The sequence below is a fragment of the Myceligenerans halotolerans genome, from assembly GCF_054782975.1.
In genome coordinates, this window is sequence record NZ_BAAGRL010000034.1 from 51,073 (window position 1) to 72,568 (window position 21,496).

12 protein-coding genes are annotated in these 21,496 nt (G+C 72.6%); 5 read left to right on the forward strand and 7 right to left on the reverse strand.

Annotated elements, in window-relative coordinates; genetic code table 11:
* Positions 1–70 precede the first annotated feature (70 nt).
* Together ACYVK5_RS20410 and glgX are read right to left on the reverse strand one after the other, a co-directional pair.
* Positions 71–4,765 carry a rhamnogalacturonan lyase family protein gene (locus tag ACYVK5_RS20410; protein WP_460707816.1) on the reverse strand — a complete coding sequence of 1,565 codons (4,695 nt, stop codon included), beginning with the start codon at positions 4,763–4,765 and terminating at the stop codon, positions 71–73.
* Positions 4,766–5,108: 343 nt separating this feature from the next.
* Positions 5,109–7,541, reverse strand: coding sequence for a glycogen debranching protein GlgX (gene glgX / locus ACYVK5_RS20415; protein WP_460707817.1), 2,433 nt, complete (start codon positions 7,539–7,541; stop codon positions 5,109–5,111).
* An 88-nt stretch (positions 7,542–7,629) separates the two neighbouring features.
* Between glgX and ACYVK5_RS20420 the strand changes: the two genes are divergently transcribed.
* Entirely contained in the window at positions 7,630–9,405 is a 1,776-nt protein-coding gene (locus tag ACYVK5_RS20420) for an FAD-binding dehydrogenase (protein ID WP_460707818.1), read from the forward strand.
* Between the two features lie 9 nt (positions 9,406–9,414).
* Here ACYVK5_RS20420 and ACYVK5_RS20425 read toward each other — a convergent pair whose 3' ends face one another.
* Positions 9,415–9,678: a hypothetical protein gene (locus ACYVK5_RS20425; protein ID WP_460707819.1), complete on the reverse strand. Its 264-nt coding sequence runs from the start codon at positions 9,676–9,678 to the stop codon at positions 9,415–9,417.
* Positions 9,679–10,284: 606 nt separating this feature from the next.
* Between ACYVK5_RS20425 and ACYVK5_RS20430 the strand changes: the two genes are divergently transcribed.
* The 3 genes from ACYVK5_RS20430 to ACYVK5_RS20440 are packed head-to-tail and all read left to right on the forward strand — an operon-like array spanning position 10,285 to position 13,213.
* Complete coding sequence (locus ACYVK5_RS20430) at positions 10,285–11,139, forward strand: hypothetical protein (protein ID WP_460707820.1); 855 nt, start codon at positions 10,285–10,287, stop codon at positions 11,137–11,139.
* Entirely contained in the window at positions 11,136–12,149 is a 1,014-nt protein-coding gene (locus ACYVK5_RS20435) for a prephenate dehydratase (RefSeq protein WP_460707821.1), read from the forward strand. Before ACYVK5_RS20430 ends, ACYVK5_RS20435 begins: the two co-directional genes overlap by 4 nt.
* 5 nt (positions 12,150–12,154) lie before the next feature.
* Positions 12,155–13,213: a prephenate dehydrogenase gene (locus ACYVK5_RS20440; protein ID WP_460707822.1), complete on the forward strand. Its 1,059-nt coding sequence runs from the start codon at positions 12,155–12,157 to the stop codon at positions 13,211–13,213.
* Between the two features lie 87 nt (positions 13,214–13,300).
* Here ACYVK5_RS20440 and ACYVK5_RS20445 read toward each other — a convergent pair whose 3' ends face one another.
* Together ACYVK5_RS20445 and ACYVK5_RS20450 are read right to left on the reverse strand one after the other, a co-directional pair.
* Complete coding sequence (locus ACYVK5_RS20445) at positions 13,301–15,814, reverse strand: VanW family protein (RefSeq protein WP_460707823.1); 2,514 nt, start codon at positions 15,812–15,814, stop codon at positions 13,301–13,303.
* Positions 15,815–16,784: 970 nt separating this feature from the next.
* On the reverse strand, positions 16,785–17,225 hold the full coding sequence (locus tag ACYVK5_RS20450; protein WP_460707824.1) for a hypothetical protein: 441 nt from the start codon (positions 17,223–17,225) through the stop codon (positions 16,785–16,787).
* A 109-nt stretch (positions 17,226–17,334) separates the two neighbouring features.
* On the opposite strand from ACYVK5_RS20450, the gene ACYVK5_RS20455 reads away from it, so the two are divergent.
* The gene (locus tag ACYVK5_RS20455; RefSeq protein WP_460707825.1) at positions 17,335–17,913 is read left to right on the forward strand and encodes an LURP-one-related/scramblase family protein; all 579 of its coding nucleotides are present in this window, start codon (positions 17,335–17,337) and stop codon (positions 17,911–17,913) included.
* A gap of 144 nt (positions 17,914–18,057) precedes the next feature.
* Here the strand turns inward: ACYVK5_RS20455 and ACYVK5_RS20460 are convergent, their stop codons facing one another.
* Both ACYVK5_RS20460 and typA read right to left on the reverse strand, forming a co-directional pair.
* Positions 18,058–19,350, reverse strand: a complete 1,293-nt coding sequence (locus tag ACYVK5_RS20460; RefSeq protein WP_460707826.1) for a PIG-L family deacetylase — start codon at positions 19,348–19,350, stop codon at positions 18,058–18,060.
* A 91-nt stretch (positions 19,351–19,441) separates the two neighbouring features.
* Positions 19,442–21,376, reverse strand: a complete 1,935-nt coding sequence (typA, locus tag ACYVK5_RS20465) for a translational GTPase TypA (protein WP_460707827.1) — start codon at positions 21,374–21,376, stop codon at positions 19,442–19,444.
* Positions 21,377–21,496 lie beyond the last annotated feature (120 nt).

The following is a 21,496-nucleotide window of genomic DNA, read 5'->3' on the forward strand; positions in this document are numbered from 1 at the left end:
GCAGCCTGCCGACCGCATCGCCCGGCCGCGCGGGCGGGCGATGCGGTCGGATCAGTTCCCGGTGGGGCGGTCAGCGCACCCAGTCGGGGCGGGCGGGGTCCGTCGTGTAGTCCAGGCGGGGAGCCGGCGGGGTCTCCATGCCCTCGCCGAGGAAGTAGCTCACGTGCGGCGGCTGGTTGTACGCCGTGTTCTGCCAGGCCACCGCCGTGCGGTACATCGGATCCGACATGAGCGTGCGCAGGCGGTGCGCCGTCGGGTCCACCGTGGTGGCGATCCGCAGCGCCGTCGAGTCCTCCGTGCGGGTGACGATCTCCTCGCGCCAGTCACCGAACAGGTCGGCCTGGAGCGACACGTTGCCCTTCGTGGAGTTGTTCGAGAACGTCCCGGTGGCGCGGTAGATCTCCACCTCCTCGCCGGCCTCCCAGTCCCACTTGGCGATGGTGGGCACTCCGACCCCGGCATCCTGGGAGAAGTCGTGGTCGCCGATCTCCCGCAGGAGGTCGCCGTCCCACCAGGTGAGGAAGTTGGCGGCCGGGATATCGGTGCCGATCAGCTCCCCCGACACCGAGCGCAGCTCGCCGACCCGCGAGTTCCACGCGTAGTCGCCGCCGATCGCCCACGACTCGGCGCCGTCGTACCGGGGGTCGACGTCGCCGGCCGCGGCGCGGCCGGTGTCCCGGTTGCCCGGGATCGACCACAGCACCTCGCCCGTGGCCGCGTCCCGGAAGGTCGCCCCGCGGTCGCCGGACGCTCCCATGGACTCGTGCGCGGCGAACACCTCCAGACCGTCGCGCGCCGGGTCGAGGTCGCTCACGTGGATCGCGTCACCGTGACCGAGCTCGGTGCTGTACAGCCCGGTGCCGTCGTCGTCCACGGTCATCGACCCGAAGACGATCTCGTCGAGCTGGTCGCCGTCGACGTCGGCCACGTGCATGTCGTGGTTGCCCTGGCCGGCCCACTCGGCGCCGGTCTCGTTCGAGTCGAAGACCCAGCGCTCGCTGAGCTCCTCGCCGTCCCAGTCGAACGCGGCGATGACGGTCCGGGTGTAGTAGCCGCGGGAGAACACCGCGGAGGGGTGCTCGCCGTCGAGGTACGCGGTCGCCGCGAGGAACCTGTCCACGCGGTTGCCGTACCCGTCGCCCCAGTCCGCGACGTTGCCGCGCGGCGGGACGTAGTCGATCGTGTCGAGAGCGACGCCGGTGGCGCCGTCGAACACCGTGAGGAACTCCGGCCCGTTCAGGACGTAGCCGTTCGTGGTGCGGTGGTCCGCGCCGGCGTCGCCGATCACGGTGCCCGCGGCGTCGGTGGTGCCGTCGGCGGTCTTGGCCATCAGCTCGGCCCGGCCGTCGCCGTCGTAGTCGAACACCTGGAACTGCGTGTAGTGCGCCCCGGCCCGGATGTTCACGCCGAGGTCGACGCGCCACAGCCGCGTGCCGTCGAGCTCGTACGCGTCGAGGTAGACGTTCCCGGTGTAGCCGGAGTGCGAGTTGTCGTGGGAGTTGGACGGGTCCCACTTGACGATGATCTCGTACTGCCCGTCGCCGTCGACGTCGCCCACCGAGGCGTCGTTCGCGCGGTAGGTGTACTCCTCGCCGTCGGGCGTGACACCGCCGGACGGCTTGTCGAGCGGGATGTCCTGCGTCTGGCCGTCCCACGGGGTGAACTCGGCGGTGGCCCAGCGCTCCTTCGCCCCCTTGCCGTTGCCCCGGCCCTTGCCGTTCCCGTGGCCCTTGCCTCGCACCTCGCTGACGCGGTACGTCGAGTCGGCGGTGCCGTGGGCGTCGGTCAGGTTCGTCGAGCCGGTGACCGGCCTCCTCGTGATCCGCTCGCCGTCGCGGTAGACGTGGAACCGGATCGCCTCGGGGTCGTCCCCGAGCATGCGCCAGCCCACGTAGACGCCGCCGTCCGGCAGCGCGACCGCGACCGGCGACCGGTCGATCCGCTCGGCCTGCCGCGACAGCAGGGTGTCGGCCGGCGAGACCACCGCGTCCGACGACGCCGACGCGCCGCCGGCGTTCATCGCGACCACCGTGTAGTGGTACGGCACGGTCGTGAGGACGTCGGTGTCGTCGTACGAGGTCCCGGTGACGGCGCCGACGACCACCGGCTCCTCGTCCGCGGACTCGGCGCGCAGGACCCGGTAGTAGAGCGCGTCGCCGACGGCGTCCCAGCTCAGCGACACCAGGTTCTTGCCGACCTCACCGACCGCCAGGCCCGACGGCGTCGCCGGCACCTCCACGTCCGGGTCGACGGTGGACACCTCCAGCGGCGGGCCCGCGATGCCCTCCGTGCCCTCGTCGTCCAGGGCCAGCACGGTGTACTCGTAGCCGAGCCCGACGTACGCCGTCGTGTCGGTGTACGACCCCTCGGTGACGTCCGCGACGGCCTCGCGCACGGTCGTCCCCTCGGCCTGCCGGTACACCCGGTAGCCTGCGGCGTCGTCAGTGGTGTCCCAGGTCAGCGGGACCGAGGCGGTCACGCCGTCGAACGTCACCTCGCCGGCCGCCAGGTTCGCCACGGCCGTCTCGAGCGGCGTGATCGTCACGCCGTTCAGCCAGCCGTTGGCGACGATGCCGAGCGTCCCGTCCGTGACCTCCACCGGCTGGATCACCTTGCTCGACACGGAGCCGCGCCCCGCGTTCGACGAGCCGAGGTCACGCCCCTCGACGTTCAGGCCGAGCCGGGCGGTGCCGAGCATGTCGCCCCAGTACGCGGTCACGGCGTAGCTGCCGGGCACCAGGTCGACGGCGAACGGCGTCTCGGAGGACGGCAGGAGGAAGTCGCGCTCCATAGCGTTCGGGTCGTAGTCCCAGTCGGTGCCGCGGTCGCGGCCGCCGGGTCCGGCGTCGCTGGTGAAGCCGTATCCGAGGTCCTGGCCGTAGAGGGTGGTGGGGTCGACGGCGGTCCAGCCGTCGAGCGTCTCGTTCCCCTGGAGCTGGAAGTCGAACTTGTACAGCGCCGCCTTCGTGCTGACGGTGATGCTGTCCGACGGCGCCGAGTCACCCCGGCCGTTCGCCGCCACGACGCGCAGGTCGTAGGTGGTGCCCTCGGTCAGCCCCGTGATGTCGGCGACCGGGACGGTCGACGTCGTGGCGAGCGCCCAGTCCTCCGTGCCGCTCTGGCGCCGGAACACCCGGTAGATATCCGCGTTCTCGGTGTCGTCCCAGGTCAGCCGGATGCTCGTGTTCGACACGGAGCCGGTGTCCAGGCCGGTCGGGGCGGGCGGGACGGCCGCGGGCGGCTCGACGTCGACCACCTCGCCGGACAGCGGGATGCCCAGGCCGGCCGTGCCCTGGGCGACGAGCCGCGCCATCTGGATCGCGCCGTACTCCTGGAAGTGCGTGTCGTCCGTGGTGCCGTTGGGCCGGTTCGGGTAGACCCCGGCCGGGACGTGCAGGAACACGGACTTCGCTGCCTCGGGCCCGATCTCGTCCAGGTAGCCGCGGCTGCTCGCGGACAGGTCCACGAGCGGCACGTCCAGCTCGGCGGCGAGCTCGCTCGCCTCGCGGACGTAGGCCGGGAACGAGACGTTGAACTCGCCGGTGTCCGGGTCGAACGAGCGCCGGGAGACGGGCGTGACGAGCACGGGCGTGGCTCCGCGCTGCCGCGCGCCGTCCACGTAGGTGCGCAGGTAGTTGCGGTAGTCGGCGGGGGCCGCGTACCGGTCGTCCACGCCGTAGCTGTTGTCGTTGTGCCCGAACTGGACGAACAGCGTGTCGCCCGGGCGGATCCGTGTCAGCACCTCGTCGAGGCGGCCCTGGCTGATGAAGTTCTTCGAGGAGCGTCCGCCGATCGCCTTGTTCGTGACGACGACGTCGTCCGACAGGAACCGGTCGATCATCTGGCCCCAGCCGGCCTGCGGCGCCCAGTACGTGTCGTACGTCTGGACGGTGGAGTCGCCCGTGACCCACACGGTGGGCAGGGCGCCGGGGTCGCGCTCCGTCCTGCGGGTGATCGTGAGGCCCGCGAGGTTCGCCGCGCTCCCCGCGAACTCGAGGTTGAGCTGGCCGTCCACGAGGGCGATGTCGAAGGTCGCGGTGACGAACTCGCCGGCTTCCGCCTGGGAGGGCTCCACCTTCTCCATCTGCTCCGCGGTGATCGCGATGTCGGTGGCGCCCTCGAGGTCGCCCGCGACCACGTCGATCGTGTAGTCGCCCGCCGGCAGGTCGGCGACGAGCTCGGTGTCGCCGACGGTGACGAAGTCGCCGCGCAGGGCGTTGTCCGTGCCGCGGTCGGTGCCGGTGACGGCGGAGGGGTCGACCCAGCCGAGGCGGTTCCCGGCGGTGTAGGCGGTCTCCGCGGTCAGCGCGGCGGCGCCGTCCGCGACCGCGCCGGGCCCGAGGTCGAGGACGAGCCCGCCGTCGGGCAGCTCGACGTCGGGCAGGCCGACCAGGGAGCCGACGCCGGGGGCGCTGGGCGCGCTCTCTCCGTCCGCCCCGAGCGCCGTGGCGCGGTAGTAGTGGACCGCGCCGGTGTCGATCCCGGAGTCCGTGGCAAACACGGTGCGCTCGTCGGTGCGCGCGACCTCGGTCCACGGCCCGTCGAGGCTGTCGGCACGGCTCAGCACGTAGCCGGAGGCGTCCTCGACCTCGCTCCAGCGGATGGTCAGGGAGTTCTCGTCCGCGTGCGCGACACGGACGGACTCGGGGGCGGCCGGCGCGGCAGCCGCGGGAACTGCGGTGACTGTGGCTACGGGAAGGGCGAGCACGGCGGCCAGGGCTGCGGCTCGCAGGACTGGCGATCTGCGGGGGATTGCTCGGGACAAGGTCGTTTCACCTCGCGGTCTCGTCGTTGAGCTGCGTCAGTACATAGATGGAGCGGGCGGTGACCCTGCAGCTTTGAAAGGTTTCATTGGCCGCCCGTCACACATCATGCAGGGCGCCCGGGGAAGATGTCCAGCATTTCGGGAAAAGGCTTACCGCGCCGCCGGGCGGGTGGGTGTGGTCGGCCGGTTGTCGTGAGGTCGGCCGCATGTCGTGTGATCGGCCGCTCGGGGGACCGACTTCACCACATCGGACCGACCACCCGACAACCGGCCGACCATGCACGAGGTTCGCGCGCATCGCCCGAGATGCGCTGTCGCCGACCTCGTGCCGGGGACGCCAACCTCATGCCTCCTGGCTCGTGCGCCTGGCCGGCCGGGTCAGGAATACCTGCACGCTCAGCGCGTCCAGCGTCGTCGTGGCGTCGCAGCGGCGTTCTTCCTCGTCCGGGGGTTCCGGGCGGTCCCAGGCGGAGTCCCAGACCCGGTCCCAGCGTTTCGCCGGGGCGCGGTCGCCGTCCGTCCCGGCGACGGCGGGCAGGGTCACCTCGGCGTCGGACAGCCCGCCGTTGATCACGAGCAGCACGTCCGCGTCGTCGTCGCCCGGGCCCGAGCGCAGCATCTGCAGCACGCACCGGCCCGGGGTGTCCCACGCCACGACGTCCATGGGCGCGCCCGTCTCGGAGAACCACAGCAGGTCCGGGTAGGGCTCGTACGGCCGGGGGATGCCGAGGAAGAACGAATCGGCCCGGAGGGCGGGATGCTCCTGCCGCAGCCTCGCCAGGAAGCGGGTGGTGGCCAGCAGGTCCTCGCCCGCGCCGTCCAGCTTCCACGGCACCCAGGACACCTCGTTGTCCTGCACGTACGCGTTGTTGTTGCCGTCCTGCGAGCGCCCCGACTCGTCGCCCGCCGTGATCATCGGGGTGCCCCCGCCGAGCAGCAGCGTCGCGAGCAGGTTCCGCTGCGAGCGCCGCCGCAGCGGCACGATCGCCTCCCAGGGCTCGGTGGTGGCGTCGTCGCCCCCGGGCGAGTGGCCCTCCAGGCCGTGGTTCCAGGAGAGGTTGTTGTCGGTGCCGTCGCGGTTGTCCTCGCCGTTGGGGTGGTTGCGCTTGTGCTCGTAGGCGACCAGGTCGGCGAGGGTGAAGCCGTCGTGGGCGGTCACGTAGTTGACGGACGCGACCGGTCCCCGCACGAGGGGCGGGTCGCCCGGCCCGAACAGGTCGGCGGATCCGGCCAGCCGGGTCGCGAGTTCCCGCAGCCCGCGCATGGGCGCGCCGTGCGAGCCCTGCTTGGGGGACTCCAGCCAGAACCCGCGTGCGGCGTCGCGGAACCGGTCGTTCCATTCGGCGAGCGGTGGCGGGAACTGGCCGGTCTGCCAGCCGCCGGGCCCGACGTCCCACGGTTCCGCGACCAGCTTGAGCCCCGACAGCACGGGGTCGGTCTGCAGGGCGACGAGGAAGGGGTGGTCGGGATCGAAGCCGAAGGATCCGCGGGCGAGGGTCACGGCGAGGTCGAACCGGAATCCGTCCACGCCGATGGTCTGCGCCCAGTAGCGCAGGGAGTCCAGGGCCAGCTGGATGACGCGTGGTCTGCGGAAGTCGAGCGAGTTGCCGGTGCCGGTGACGTCCGCGAGTGCGGCCGGGGAGGCGCCGTCGTGCAGGTAGTAGACGGGGTTGTCGAGGCCGCGCCAGGAGAGGTGGAGGCCGTCGTCGCCGCCTTCGCAGGTGTGGTTGTAGACGACGTCGAGCAGCACCTCGATGCCGGCGGCGTGCAGGAGGTGGACCATGCCGCGCACCTCGTCGAGTACGGCCTCGGCCCCGTTTTCCTGTGCGGCGCGGGTCGCGTAGGTGCTGTTGGGCGCGAAGAAGCCGAGCGTGTTGTAGCCCCAGTAGTTGGTCAGTCCCTGGGTGGCGAGCCGGGACTCGGTGGCATTGGCGTGGATCGGGAGGAGTTCGAGGGTGGTGACGCCGAGGGACGTGAGGTGCTCGATCGTCGCGGGGTGGGCGAGTCCGGCGTAGGTGCCGCGGAGGTCCTCGGGGATCTTCTCGTTGAGGAGGGTCAGGCCGCGCACGTGCGCCTCGTAGATGACGGTGTCCGCCCAGGGCACGCGCGGCCGGGTCAGCGGCTGCGGCGGTGTCAGCGGGCCGACGACGACGCCGTGCGGGACGTGCGCGATGGAGTCGCGGTCGTCCGGGGGGCCGTAGCGCTCGGCGCGCAGGGTGTCGTCGTCGGGACGGGCCGGCGATCCGAGCACCTCGGGCGCGTAGGTGACCTCGCCGACCAGGCCGCGGGCGTAGGGGTCCACGAGCAGCTTGGCCGGGTTGTAGCGCAGTCCGGCCTTCGGGTCCCACGGCCCGTACGCGCGGAAGCCGTAGCGCCGGCCGGGGGCGACGTCGGGCACGTGGGCGTGCCAGACGCCGTAGACCGGGCCTTCGAGTTCGATGCGGGTCTCGTGGAGCCCGCCGTCCGCGGCGACGTCGATGAGGCAGAGGTCCACGGCGGTGGCGTGGGAGGCGAGGACGGCGACGTCGATCCCGCCGTCCGGGGTGGCGTGCACGCCGAGCGGCGGCACGTGGCTGCGGTGCCGGGTGGGCTGCTTCAGCGGCCGGACGACGGGGCGTGGCTCAGGGTCGCCGGGCACGCGCTGGGGGGTCACCGTGACGGGTCGACCGGGAGTCGGCCGCGCGACGCGGGTGACTCGCGGCGTCCGGTCCATGGCCTCCGCCTCTCCGTCCGTGGCTTCCTGGTGGCTGTCCTGCGGTTTCGACGACGCTGGCATGGCTCCATCGTGGCACGCGGGTGGTGCGCCGAGGCTCGTCCGCCACGCGGCCCTCCCGTCGCGTCCCGCTTCCCGCTACGCTGCGGTCATGTCTGACGCCGTCTCCAACAGCGGTCCTGCCATCAGCGACGATGTGGTCACCGCCGACGTCGTCGTCGTGGGTGCGGGCCTGTCCGGGCTGGTCGCAGCAACGGAGCTGGCCGCCGCCGGCAAACGGGTGGTGGTCGTGGACCAGGAGCCGGCCCGCTCGCTGGGCGGGCAGGCGTGGTGGTCGTTCGGTGGGCTCTTCCTCGTCGGCTCTCCGGAACAGCGCCGTGTCGGCGTGCGCGACGACGCCGAGCTCGCCTTCGCGGACTGGCTCGGCTCGGCGCAGTTCGCCGCCGGTGCCGAGCGTGGCGAGGGTCCCGACCGGCACGGCTACGCCTGGGCCGAGGGTTTCGTCGAGTTCGCGGCCGGCGAGATGCGGCCCTGGCTGCACGGCAAGGGCGTGCGCTGGTTCCCGCTGGTGCAGTGGGCCGAGCGCGGAGGCTATCCCGTGACCGGCGGGGCGGCGACGGGCGCGCCCACCGAGCACGGCAACTCCGTCCCCCGCTTCCACGTCACCTGGGGCACGGGCCCGGGCCTCCTGGAGCCGTTCGTCCGTGCGGCCCGCGAGGCCGTCGCCGACGGCCTGCTCGATCTGCGGTTCCGCCACCGCGTCGTCGAGGTGCTCCGGTCCGGCGGCGCCGTGACCGGCGTGCGCGCGGAGGTCCTGTCCGACGACGACGCCCCGGCCGGAGCTGCCTTCTCGGGACGCGGCACGCCGTCGTCCCGCGAGGTCACGGGCGAGGTGGAGCTACGTGCTCAGGCCGTGGTGATCGCCTCGGGCGGCATCGGCGCGAACCACGACCTCGCCCGCGCCCGCTGGCCGCGCGAGGCCGGGAGCCTCCCGGAGCGCATGCTGTCCGGCGTGCCCGACTCCACGGACGGGCTGATGCTGGGCGTCGCGCGCGACGCGGGAGCCGCCCTGGTGCACGAGGACCGCATGTGGCACTACCCGGAGGGCATCGCGAACCACTCACCCGTCTGGACCGACCACGGCATCCGCATCCTGCCCGGGCCGTCGTCGCTCTGGCTCGACGCCGACGGCGGGCGGCTCCCGGCCCCGCTCTACCCCGGGTTCGACGCCCTGGGCGCGCTGCGGCACATCACGAGCCGCGGTGACGACCACTCCTGGTTCGTGCTGAACAAGGCGATCATGGAGAAGGAGTTCGCTCTGTCGGGCTCCGAGCAGAACCCGGACCTGACCGGGAAGTCCGTGCCGCAGCTCATCGAGCGCGTCCGTGGCAAGGCCGTCCCGGTGCGGACGTTCGCGGAGCAGTCGCCCGAGTTCGTGTGGGGTGCGACGCCGGCCGAGCTCGCTGTCGGCATGAACGCCCTCACCGAGGGGACCCCGGGCTCGACGGGCCACATCGACGCGGACGCGCTCGCGCGGATCGTCGCCGCCCGTGACGCCCAGGTGCTCTCCGGGCTGGGCAAGGACCCGCAGGTCGTGGCGACCCGGGCCGCGCGGTCGTTCTGGGTGGACCGGCGCATCCGTGTCGCCCCTCCGCGAGCGCTCACCGACCCGGCCGACGGCCCGATGCTCGCCGTGCGGCTGAGCGTGCTGACCCGCAAGACGCTCGGCGGGCTCTGGTGCGACGCCTCCGGACAGGTCCTCGATGCGTCCGGCGAGACGGTCGAGGGGCTGTGGGCGGTGGGCGAGGCGGCGGGCTTCGGCGGCGGCGGCGTGCACGGGCACCGCGCCTTGGAGGGGACGTTCCTGGGGGGCTGCCTCTTCACCGGCCGGACGACCGGGCGGGCAGTGGCGGCGCAGCTCGGGTGAGAGTCACGCTCAGGATCCCAGGAGCGCTGCGGGCACGACGGCGATTCCGTCCCGCCGGCGGTAGGCGTGTTCGCCTGCTGTCACCACGACGGCGTCGATCAAGTTGTCACCGATCTGATCACTCAGCCATCGCAGATGCTTGACGTCCGCGTCCTCGGCCCGGTCAGCAAGCTTGACCTCGATCGCAAGCACCTTGCCGTCCCGCCGCCAGTGTCCGGCGCCTGAGGTTCGTGGTGGAAGTCCGTTGCGGTTCGCGACGAACCGCAACATCATGCCGAGCGGCTTCCCGCGAACCGCAACATCATGCCGACACCACGGGTCCAACCGCAGCCGCGCAACGATTCCCTCCGCCGAACCGCACCCTGAGTGCGCCCGTGCCGGCCGAACCGCAACTCAAGGACGTTCTCCGCCACCGAGCCGCAGTGACACGCCGACAATCCTTGATGTTGTCGGCATGTCCCTGCGGCTCGGCGACGGTCAGCAGACGCAGGCTGCGGTTCGCCAGCACCGGCCGACGCGCCGTTGCGGTTCGCGACGAACCGCAACGGACTTCCGGCACGAATCTCAGACGCAGGGCACGCGCGGATGTCCTGCCAACGCACATAGCTGCTCTTGACTCGTCCTCCCCTTCTCTTTGAGGTTTGCCGGGACTGTACGTTCAACGGCTCTGTCGCACTTCCGGTGGTCGACCGCTCGTCCCGTGACAGGTCCTGCTCCGACAGCCCCAGGGTGGCGTCGCCGTGGTGCCGCCCGCCGACCGCGACCACCGGAATTGCGACAGAGCCGTTAAGTTGACAGACCCCATGGACGCGACTGCTGTCCGAATGATCCGGCGGACAGATGACGCACGAGCCCCTCCGGGGCAGTAGGTTCGGACCCATGCTGGGACGCGACGAACGAGAGTCCTCCGCGCACGCGCTGCTCGCGGCACGCGCGCAGGGATGGTCCACCGAACCTGTCGAACTATTGGATCTGGGCACCACGGCCGACACCCTGGCCACCGTCGCGAGCATCGCCGATCTCGCGGCCGTCGTTCACCTCGGGCACCCCGAACAGCCCTCGCCCGGGCTGGAGCGCGCGCTGCTGGAGGGCGCGCCGTCGCTCATCGTGACCGCGGCCGTGCCGGTCGAGCCGCAATGGGTCTGGGTCGGCGTCGGCGGCAGCTCCGGCGGTCAGGTGGTGGTCGACGAGGCCGGGCTGCGCGACTGCGCCGGTGTCCTGCGCGGGCTCGGCGTGCACCCCCGCCTGGTTCCCACCCGCACGCCCGTCGCCGAGCGGGTGGCGCTTGCCGGGGCGGACGGTTCGCTCGTCGTGGAGCGGTCCCGCGTGCCCGCGGGCTTCACCGAGCTGCCCGACAGCGCCGTCCTCGCCGAGCGCGGGCCGGTCTGGTACGGCCTGCTCCAGGCCCGCGACGTCGTGCCCGCGTTCACCCGGCCCGCCCAGGTGTGGCTGGCGTTCGGCCCGTACGACGACCACCGCGGCTCGCTCCAGCCCACCCTCGCCGTCATCGCCGACGCCGGGATCGACCTGCAGCACCTGCGCAGCCAGGCGTCGATCACCGGGCCGCACGTGTTCTTCACGTCGTTCTCCTGCCCCTCGTCGGCGGTGCTGTCCGCGCTCGTCGACGAGCTCGACACCCGCGGCATCGCGCACCGCACGCTCGCCGTCCTGCCGGGCGCGACGTTCGAGCCCGGACCCGACCGGGCCGCACCGCAGTGGGCGGGCGAGCTGTGAGCGGCGCGCTGCGCGCCGCCTATCTCGGACCGGAGGGCACGTTCACGCACCAGGCGGTCCGTGAGTGGCTGGCGCTCCGCGCCAAGGGGGACGACGACGGGCCCGGTCCGGCTGCGGCAGGTATGACGGGTACGACGACGGTCGCCGGGCAGCCCCGTCCCCCGGAGCCCCTCGCGACGGTGGCCCACGTGCATGACGCCGTCTCGGCCCGCACCGCCGATGTAGGCGTCGTCGCGATCGAGAGTTCCGTCGAGGGCTACGTGGTGCCGTCGCTGGACGCGCTCATCGGCAGCCCCGACGTGGTCGCCGTCGACGAGGTGGTGCTGGACGTCTCGTTCGACGCGTTCGTCCGCCCGGGGCACGGTGAGCTGCGCGAGGTGAGCGCCCACCCGCACGGCCTGGCGCAGTGCGCGGGGTTCGTCGCGGAGAGCGGGCTGCACCCGCTGCCGTCGTCGTCCAACGCGGCCGCCTGCCGTGATGCCGGGCCGCACACCGTCGCGCTCGGGCCGTCGCTCTGCGGCGACCTGTACGGGCTGGAGACCCGCGCGCGTGCCGTGGAGGACTTCCGGGGCGGGCGCACGCGCTTCCTCGTGCTCGCGCCACGGGACGCCGCGCGCGAGCACCTGGACGCCGCCCGCGCACGGGGAGCCTCGGCCTGGCGCACGATGCTCGCGGTCACGCCCCACCTGGTGGGCCCGGGCGTGCTGGCGCGGATCACCGACACGTTCGCCCGCGCGGGCGTCAACATGTCGAGCCTGATCACGCGCCCGCTGAAGGCGCGGCAGGGCCAGTACGTCTTCGTCATCACGCTCGACGAGGCGGCCTGGGAGCCCGGCGCGCGCGTCGTGCTGGCCGACCTCCTGGCGGCGGGCGACTCGCTCAAGACCCTCGGCGTGTTTCCCGCCCCGGACCTCGACGTCGACGGCACGCTCGACCCGGACCATGTCCCGGTCGGGTCGGTGACCGCGGCCGCCGGCTCCGCCGAGATCGACCGGGGGCTGCTGTGGTGAGTTCGGTGGGCGTCATCGGCCTCGGCCTGATCGGCGGGTCGCTCGCGCGGGCTCTCACGGGCGCGGGAGTGCCCGTGATCGCCACCGACCCCGCCGACGACGCCCGCACCGCGGCCCGGTCGGCGGGCATGCAGGTCGCCGACGACGTCGCGACCCTGTGCGGGAATCGTCCGGCGATGATCGTGCTGGCCGTGCCGCTGCGGGCGATGCGGGCCGTGGCCGGGGAGGTGGCCGCCGAGCTCGTCGGGGAGCCGGGATGGGACCCCACCGTCGTCGACGTCGGCTCGGTGAAGGGGCCGGTGCGGGACGCGATCCGGGACGCCGGGCTGTCCGGGCGCTACGTCGGCGCGCACCCGATGGCGGGGACCGAGAACAGCGGGTTCGACGCCTCGTTCCCCGACCTGCTGCGCGGGATCCGGTGGGCGGTGACCGTCGGCACGACGGCCGGGCGGTCCGATGTCCCGCCCGTGGGCGACATCCCGGGCACGGTGACCGACCCGGACCGGCTGGCGGAGGTGCTACGCCTGATCACGGCGCAGCTCGGCGGTACGGCCGCCGTGCTGACCGACGACGCCCACGACGAGGCCGCGGCGCTCGTCTCGCACGTGCCGCACGTGCTGGCGGGCGAACTGCTCGGCCTGGTCGCGGGGGCCCCGGTGCGCGACGTGGCGGTCGGCCTGGCCGCGGGCTCGTTCCGGGACGGGACGCGCGTGGCCTACGGCGATCCGCGGCGTACCGAGGCGATGATCACGCAGAACGCGGCGTGGGTGGCGCCGGCGCTGCGGCTCGCGGCCCGGGACCTGGAGATGCTGGCGGACGCCCTCGACTCGAACGCGCCCACGGGCTGGTTCTTCGACCGGCCGGAACCGTTGCGCGACCGGCGCCCGGGACGCGCGCGCGGCCACGCCGCGAACGGCATGCCGGAGATCCCGCTCCGCGAGACCGATCCGACGCCCGAGCAGCGCGTCCCGCTGGAGGGCGACTGGCCGGCCGCCCTGGTCGAACGCTGCTCGAAAGGCGCCGTCGTCGTCCTGATGGAACGGGAGACGGCGGTCCTGACCTGAGCGGCGGGCACACGGTTGGTCTCGTTCATCCGAGAACAACCGCGTGCCTCGCGAGGAGCCCTGCCGGAGGGGCGGGCGCGACGCTCGTCAGTCGCCGTCGCCGTCGCCGCCTCGGCCGCCCTTCGTGCACACGACTGGGTTGTCCGGCTTGTAGGTCCAGGTGTAGGTCTCGTCCTTCACCACGTCGCCGTTCAGGAGGACCTTGCGGTAGTTCGAGATCGTGAACCCGTCCTCCCCGCCGGGGTAGGCCGCGCACTCGGGGTCGTCGCTCCGCACCGTGGAGGTCTCGACCACGTTCTGGTGACCGCTGTCGCTGGTCTGGACGTCGTAGTACTTGGTGCTCCAGATCCGGACGGTGAGCTGGCCGTTGCTGACGAAGGACTGCAGCACGGCTCCGTAGGGGGTGTCGTTCTTGAACTTCATGTCGAGCGCGCCGACATAGATCGTCGCCTCCCGCCCGGCCGGGTAGCGCGGGAACCAGAAGCTGTGCTGGCGGTGCTCGACGTCGTCGAACCCGGCGAAGTAGCCCGCGTTGTAGCTGGTCGTCGCCATCTGGGAGAGACCGCCACCCACACCTTCGACGTGCCGGCCGTTGCTGACGATGCCGGACGACACGTACCCGTTCGCCTCGGTGATCGGCGAGAGCGCCTCGATCAGGGAGAACGTCTCGCCGGGCTTGACGAGGTCGCCGGTGACCATCTCCGCGCCGCGGATCAGGTTCTGCGTGCGGACGGTGTCGGCGGTGAGCGGCGTCGAGAACTCCGAGACGATCTCCTTGACGCCGAGCTCCTGGAGCGCCTCCTTGGTGTTCTCCGGGTCCTGCTCGTGCAGCTCCACCTCGGCCACCCGGTCGTCGCCGCGCGCGGCCGCGTTCACCGCCCTGCCGACCTCCACCGCGTCCAGTGTGGTGCCGGGGCCCCCGCCGGCCACCTGCGGCCTGCCGTCCTGGAACACGAAGTGCGCGTCCTCCGGGATGGTGAGGAGGTTCGCCGTGCGCTCGATGATGACGTTCGTGAGGCCCTCGCGGTCGAACGTGAGGGGAAGCTTGCCGTCCTTGGGCTCGAATCTCCCGAAGGTCGCGAGGTCGGCCGGGCTGAGTTCCACGCTCTGTCCGCCGACCTGGACGTCCACGGGCGCCGAGACCGCCTTGCGCGCCAGATTCATCGCGGCGTCGACCTCGTTCTGGGTGATCTCGGGGGCGACCTCGCGCGTCGGCAGCGTGTACGGCGGCTCGGAGCGCAACCAGCTGGAGGTGATGACGGCCTGAGCCCCCGCCGTGTCCACCTTGGACCCCTTCTTGGCGTCCGTGGCCTGCGGGGTGCCGCCCTTGAACGCCACCGCGCCGTCCGAGGCCTTGACCGTCATCGACTCCTCGAGGCCCTCGACGGCGCTGCCGAGCTTCTGCTCGTCGACCGCGAGGACGAGGTCGGCTTCACCCGCACCGAAGAAGTGCTGTCCCATGCGGGCGGGGTCGAGGGAGAATCCGGTGAGGGCGTCGACCGTCGCCTCGGCGTCGTAGGCCAGACCGGCCTTCGCCGGCTCGAGCTTCGACTCGGCCTGCCCTGCGACCAGCGCCACGGGCTCCTCCGCACGCGGTGCGAGCGCCGCGTCGAGCGTGGCGACCGCGTCGTCACGCGACTGGCCGCCGATGTCGACGCCCGCGACCCGTACACCGTTCGGCACGGTGCCCGCCTGGACGCCCGCGATGATCGCGAACAGCCCGAACAGGGCCACGACGGCGAGGCCGACCCCCAGTGCGATCTTCCGTCCCCGCTGCGGCGCGCTGTCCTCCTGGATCCCGAAGGTCCACGAACCTCCGGGCGGCGGGGGCGGGAACTCGCCCGAACCGCCGGGCCCACCGGGTGCGGGCTGCCATGCGAATCCGGCAGGCTCACCGGGCCCGCCAGGCGCGCCGGACGCGCCCGAACCGCCGGGTCCCGCGACGCTGCCGAGCGGCACCGCGGCCGGTGGGACGCTTCCATCGGGCGTGCCCGGGGAACCCTGCGGGGTGTTGCTCGCCCCTGCGGGCCCGGCGGGAATTGTCCCGGCCGGAATGGTCCCGGCGGGGTGGGGCGCGCCGGCGGGCGGGACCGGCCCGGCGGGCGGGATCGAGCCGGGCGGAGGGACCTGTCCAGCCGGAGGGACCTGCCCCGCCTGCGGAGACGCGGCGGTCTGCGGCATCGTCCCGGGCGGAGGGACCGAGCCGGGCGGCGGGACGGCTCCGGCCGGCGGTACGGCGCCGGCCGGCGGGACTGCCCCCGCCGGAGGGACGGCAGCCGGCGGCGGCGTCGCGGGACCATGGGGATGCCGCACGGCATGCGGATTCACCACCCGCGCGATCGCGCCCGTCAGCGGCTTGAGCTTGGGGATCATTCCGGTGATCGGGCGCATGAACGGGTTGTCACCCCGCCCGGCTTCCGGAGCGGGGCCACCCGTCGGCGCCCCGGGCTCACCCGACGGCTGTCCGGGCTCGGCGGACTTACCGGGCCGCGGCTTCTTGGCCGGCCTCTCGAAAGCGAACACGCGGGGCGTGTACCCGCCCTGCTTGGCCGGGGCCGCGGGACGCTCCGGCGCCAGGTTGTCGACGACCGACTGGAGCACGGCGGCCTGATCCTCGCCCGCCCCGGCAGCCGTGGGAGACGGCGAGGCGGAAGCCGGCGGTGAGGCAGGACCCGGCGGTGAGGCAGGACCCGACGGAGAAGCGGAAGCCGACTGCGAGGCGGAAACCGACTGCGAGGGCTTACCGGCGCCTGCGGGATCGGCCACCGGGGCCTTCGCGGGCGTCGGGGCACCGGCGGTGTCGGCCGCTGCGGGCCTCGCCGGTGGGGCGACTGCTGCGGGCTTCGGCGGGGCCTTGGCCGACGGCTCGACCGTCGGGGGCTTCGCCGGCATCATGTCGGCACCAGCAGGCCCGACCACCGGGGGCTTCGTGGGGTCCGGGGCATTGGTGGGATCCGGCACAAGAGGACCGTTCTGCGGCGATGGGCCGACCTGGGACGGAGGGCCAGCCTGGGACGGAGGGCCAGCCTGGGGCGGAGGGCCAGCCTGGGGCGGAGGGCCGACCGGGGCCGGAGGACCGCCTTGGGACGGCGGACCAGCCTGCGGAGGACCGGCCTGCGGCGGGCCAGCCGGCTGCGCCGACGGAGGCTGCGACGGGGCGGCGCCCTGCGACGGGGAGTCGGCCCGCGGAGGGTCCGCCTGCGCCGGGGCGCGGGTCCCTGCGGGCATCTCGCCGGCGGAGCTCGCGGACGCCGAGGGCGCCCCGGCCGCGGTCGGTGGCGCGGCAGGGCGCGCAGGCACGTCACCGATACCTGGACGGCTCGGCGAGAGCGGTGGCATCGCCTGCCGGGCATCGGTCGGATCGTTCTGACCGGTCGGCTCGGACGGCTTGTCGTTGTCGGTCGGCTGACCCATTCACCTTGCTCCGTGCAACCTGTCACGGCGCGGGCTCTCCGCGCCGCCAGACACCCTCGCGCACGTACGCGCGGCCGTCCCCGAAGCGCATCCTACTGGCCGCTCCAGGCGCCCCGGGCCGGGATTCACCCCACTCCGAGTGGAGGTTCTGTGCTGGTCACGGCCTGCCTGCCGCAGGCCCGGCCAGCCCCTCCGCCGTCCCCCGCACCGGCTCCTCGCGGAACCAGGAGGCCGGCAGGAACGCCGCCACACCCAGTAGCGCGACGCCGGCGTACGTCCAGGCGAGACCGAGGGTTCCGGCAGGAACCAGCACGTCCCCGCCCGAGCCCGGCAGCGACATCAACTGCACCGCCACGACCCAGCCGCCCGCGAACGCGAGGAGGGCGCCGTACCCGGACCACGCGCGGCACATGATCGCCGACGCCGCAGTGATCGCGAGCGCCAGCACCATCCCGGAGTACCAGGACTCGTCGCCGTACCGGTGGACCACGGTGCCGAGCGCGCCGATGACGAGCCCGAGGGCCACGGCGAGCAGCACCCGGACGATCACCGACCCCAGGCGCGGACGGTCCCCGTTGCGCTCGTACTGATCTGTCACGAACCCATCATCGCCTACTTTGCTGGGTGGTTCCTCGATGTTGTGCCAGACTCCGCACGCGTACGGCGTCGGCCCCTCAAGAAAGCGACGCCCGGAACGGAAGGCAACCATGGACGCCCAGACCCTTCAGTCGCACACGACGCTGTATGTCCGGCAGCGCGTGCGGCTCATGGTCAACCAGTACGCCGTGCACGCCGCACGGCCCGACGGCTCCGAAGGCGAGCTCCTTGCCTTCGCCCAGCAGAAGCGCATGGCGATGCGCGAGCAGGTCACGCTGTACACGGACGACACGAAGTCCGTCCCCGTGCTGGGCTTCAAGGCCCGCCAGGTGCTCGATCTCGGCGCCACCTACGACATCACCGACGCCTCCGGTTCCCCGATCGGGCTGTTCCGCAAGGACTTCGGGAAGTCGTTCCTCCGCAGCACGTGGCACCTGGAGCAGCCGGGGCTCGGAGAGGCGACGGGGCAGGAGCGGAGCATGGGGGTAGCGGTGCTCCGGCGACTCGCGGAGAGCCTGGACTGGCTGCCCTACCACTTCGACTTCACCATCGACGGACAGCCCGCGTTCTCCGTCGAGAAGCAGTGGGCGCTGCGCGACAAGTACACGGTGCAGGTCCACCACCCGCACATGGACCGCCGGCTGATCATCGCCATGGCGGTGGCGCTGGACGCCCTGCAGGGTCGCTGAGCACGAGTTCGGCGACCCGGCCGCGAGGTGGGAGACAGCTTCTCTCGGGCGATGCGCCGAAACCTCGTGATCGTGTCACCGAGCTCGTGGTGGAGCGGGTGGATGCCGGCTCGGCGGAGCTGTGGTGTGAGGGACCGTGACCGGCTACGCGACCAGGTACGTCTCGCGCTCCATGACCGGCGCCAGGACGCCGTTGCTCAGTGCGTAGAACCCGAGGATGCCGGGGGCGGGCGCGTAGGTGGCGTGCTGGACCTGCGTGGCGTGCGTGCCCATCGCGGCCAGCACACGGTCCAGCACGGGAGCGACGGCGACGTGCTCCACGCGCGTCCCCGGCTCCGACAGGCCCTCCTTGGCGAACGGCGGCAGGGGCTCACCAGGATCAGGCAGGACCAGCCCGTGTCCGACGACGGCCGCGCGCGCCTCCTCGCTCGCGGCGAGCGCCCGCCGGGCGGCCCGGACGTCGTCCGCGGGCGCGACGGCCTGCCACAACTCGGGAACGGACCCCTCGCCGCCGCTCGGACGCGAAACCTGGCAGGGTCCCGCGGGACCCGAGGTCACCCGCACCCCGGCCTCGGCCTGGCCCCCGGACTCAGCCCCCGCGCCGGGTACGGCCTGCGTCCCGGATACAGCCTGTTCCTCGGGGATGTCCTGACTTTCGGGCGCGTCGCGCTCCGCGAGGAGTTCCAGTGCGCGGACCGTGACGTCGTGGGCACGCACGTGGTCGGGGTGGCCGTACCCGCCACCGGGTTCGTAGGTCGCGACGACCGCAGGGCGGCGCTCGGCGATCAGGTCCGCCAGCCGCGCGGCCGCCTCGTCGAGCGGCACCCGCGCGAACGCCGTCGGCGGTGAATCGGCTGCCGGCCCGGCGACGCCCGGCCGCACCCACTCCATCCCGGAATCCTCATACGGCGCCCTCCCCACGCTGCCCGCGCCCTCACCGGTAGCGCCACCCGGCTGCGCCGGCGTTGTGTGGTCGGGGGATTTCCGTGTGGTCGGGCAAGTGCTTTGCCGACCACACGGAAATCCCCCGACCTCGTCCAGGAAGACGTGGTCCACGCCCAGGGCCGCCGTCGCACGTGCCAGTTCGCGTTCGCGGTGGGCGGCCAGGGACGGGCCGTCGCCTTCGAGCGCTGCCAGGCCCTCCGACGTCGTCCCCGGGAGCGCGATGACCTCGCCGCGTTCCCCGCGCGTGCAGGTCACAACCGTGACCGGGTGCCCGGCGGCCGCCCAGGTGGCAAGGAGCGCGCCTGTCGAGAGGGTCTCGTCGTCGGGGTGCGCGTGCACCGCGAGCAGGCCGCCTGCAGGAACGTCGCCAGCCCGCGCGGGCGGCACGCCGGACGCGTGCACCACACCAGACGCAGGCGCGACACCGGACGCGGGCGCCCGGGAGACGGAATCCCCCGGGACGCCGTTGGGCATTTTAGCCTCAGAGGTCATCCGGAAGCTCCCCAGCCGGCGACGACCACGCCGTCGTGGCCGACGACAACGTTCGCATCGATCACTGTGGCGTGGTCGCGCCGAACAGCACTCAGGCGCGCTTCGCGCGGGCCGCCGCGCGGGCGCGATCCGTCTGGTTCAGGACCACCTTGCGGATGCGGACGACCTCCGGCGTCACCTCGACGCACTCGTCCTCCTGGGCGAACTCCAGCGACTCCTCGAGCGTGAGCTTGCGCGGCGGGATCAGGTTCTCGAAGCTGTCCGCGGTCGCCGACCGCATGTTCGTCAGCTTCTTCTCCTTGGTGATGTTGACGTCCATGTCCTCGTTGCGCGAGTTCTCGCCGACGATCATGCCCTCGTAGACCTCCTGCGTCGGGTCCACGAAGAACGAGCCGCGCTCCTGCAGGTTGATCATCGCGAACGGCGTCACCTTGCCGGCGCGGTCGGCCACGAGGGACCCCGTCGCACGCGACTCGATGGGGCCGTGCCAGGGCTCGTAGCCCTCGGCGATCGAGGCTGCGATGCCGGTGCCGCGCGTGTCGGTCAGGAACCGTGTGCGGAAGCCGATGAGGCCGCGTGCCGGGACCATGAACTCCATGCGGACCCAGCCGGTGCCGTGGTTCGTCATCGTCTCCATGCGGCCCTTGCGCGACGCGAGGAGCTGGGTGACGGAGCCGAGGTACTCCTCGGGGACGTCGATGGTCATGCGCTCCATCGGCTCGTGCCGCTTGCCGTCGATCTCCTTGGTGACGACCTGCGGCTTGCCGATCGTGAGCTCGAAGCCCTCGCGGCGCATCTGCTCCACCAGGATGGCCAGCGCCAGCTCGCCGCGGCCCTGCACCTCCCAGGCGTCGGGGCGCTCGGTGGGCAGGACCCGGAGCGAGACGTTGCCGACCAGCTCGGCGTCGAGGCGGTCCTTGACCTGGCGCGCGGTGACCTTGTGCCCCTTGCCGCCCTTGCCCGCCAGCGGTGAGGTGTTGATACCGACGGTCATGGAGATCGCCGGGTCGTCCACGGTGATCACCGGGAGCGGGCGCGGGTCGTCGATGTCGGTCAGCGTCTCGCCGATCATGATGTCCGCGATGCCGGCCACCGCGACGATGTCCCCAGGGCCCGCCTTCTCGGCGGGGACGCGGTCGAGCGCCTTGGTCTCCAGCAGCTCGGTGATCTTCACGGTCTCGACGGTGCCGTCGTGGCGCGCCCAGGCGACCTGCGTGCCCTTGCGCAGCTCGCCGTTATGGATGCGCAGCAGCGCGAGGCGGCCGAGGAACGGGGACGCGTCGAGGTTCGTGACGTGTGCCTGGAGCGGCATGTCCTCGGAGTAGGTGGGGGCCGGGATCTTCTCCAGGATGGTGGCGAAGAGCGGCTCGAGGTCCTCGTTCGTGGGCAGACCACCGTCGGCCGGCTGCTCCGTGTCCGCACGACCCGCCTTGGCGGACGCGTAGACCACCGGCACGTCGAGGATCGCGTCCAGGTCGAGGTCCGGGACCTCGTCCGACAGGTCGCTCGCGAGGCCGAGCAGCAGGTCGGTGGTCTCCCCCACGACCTCCTCGATCCGCGAGTCGGGGCGGTCCACCTTGTTCACGACGACGATCACCGGCAGTTTCGCGGCCAGCGCCTTGCGCAGCACGAACCGGGTCTGCGGCAGCGGGCCCTCGGAGGCGTCCACCAGCAGGACGACGCCGTCGACCATCGAGAGGCCGCGCTCGACCTCACCGCCGAAGTCGGCGTGACCCGGGGTGTCGATCACGTTGATGGTGACGCCGCCGGGCTCGCCGGAGGCCGCCGCGGCAGGGCCGGCGTACCGGATCGCCGTGTTCTTCGCGAGGATCGTGATGCCCTTCTCGCGCTCCAGGTCACCCGAGTCCATGACCCGGTCGTCGACCTGCTGGTGCGCGTCGAAGGCACCGGCCTGCCGGAGCATGGCATCGACCAGGGTGGTCTTGCCGTGGTCGACGTGGGCGACGATCGCCACGTTGCGCAGGTCGGAGCGGACGGCGAGGGACGTCGCAGCGGAGTTGGGCACGGCTGAACTCATTTCCAGAAAAGTCGAGGGAGGGGCGCGGACGCAACTTCATCGACGCGCCCTTCCCATTCTACCCGGGTAACTCCCCGCAAAGCTGTGATCCAGCCCGCCCCCCACTCC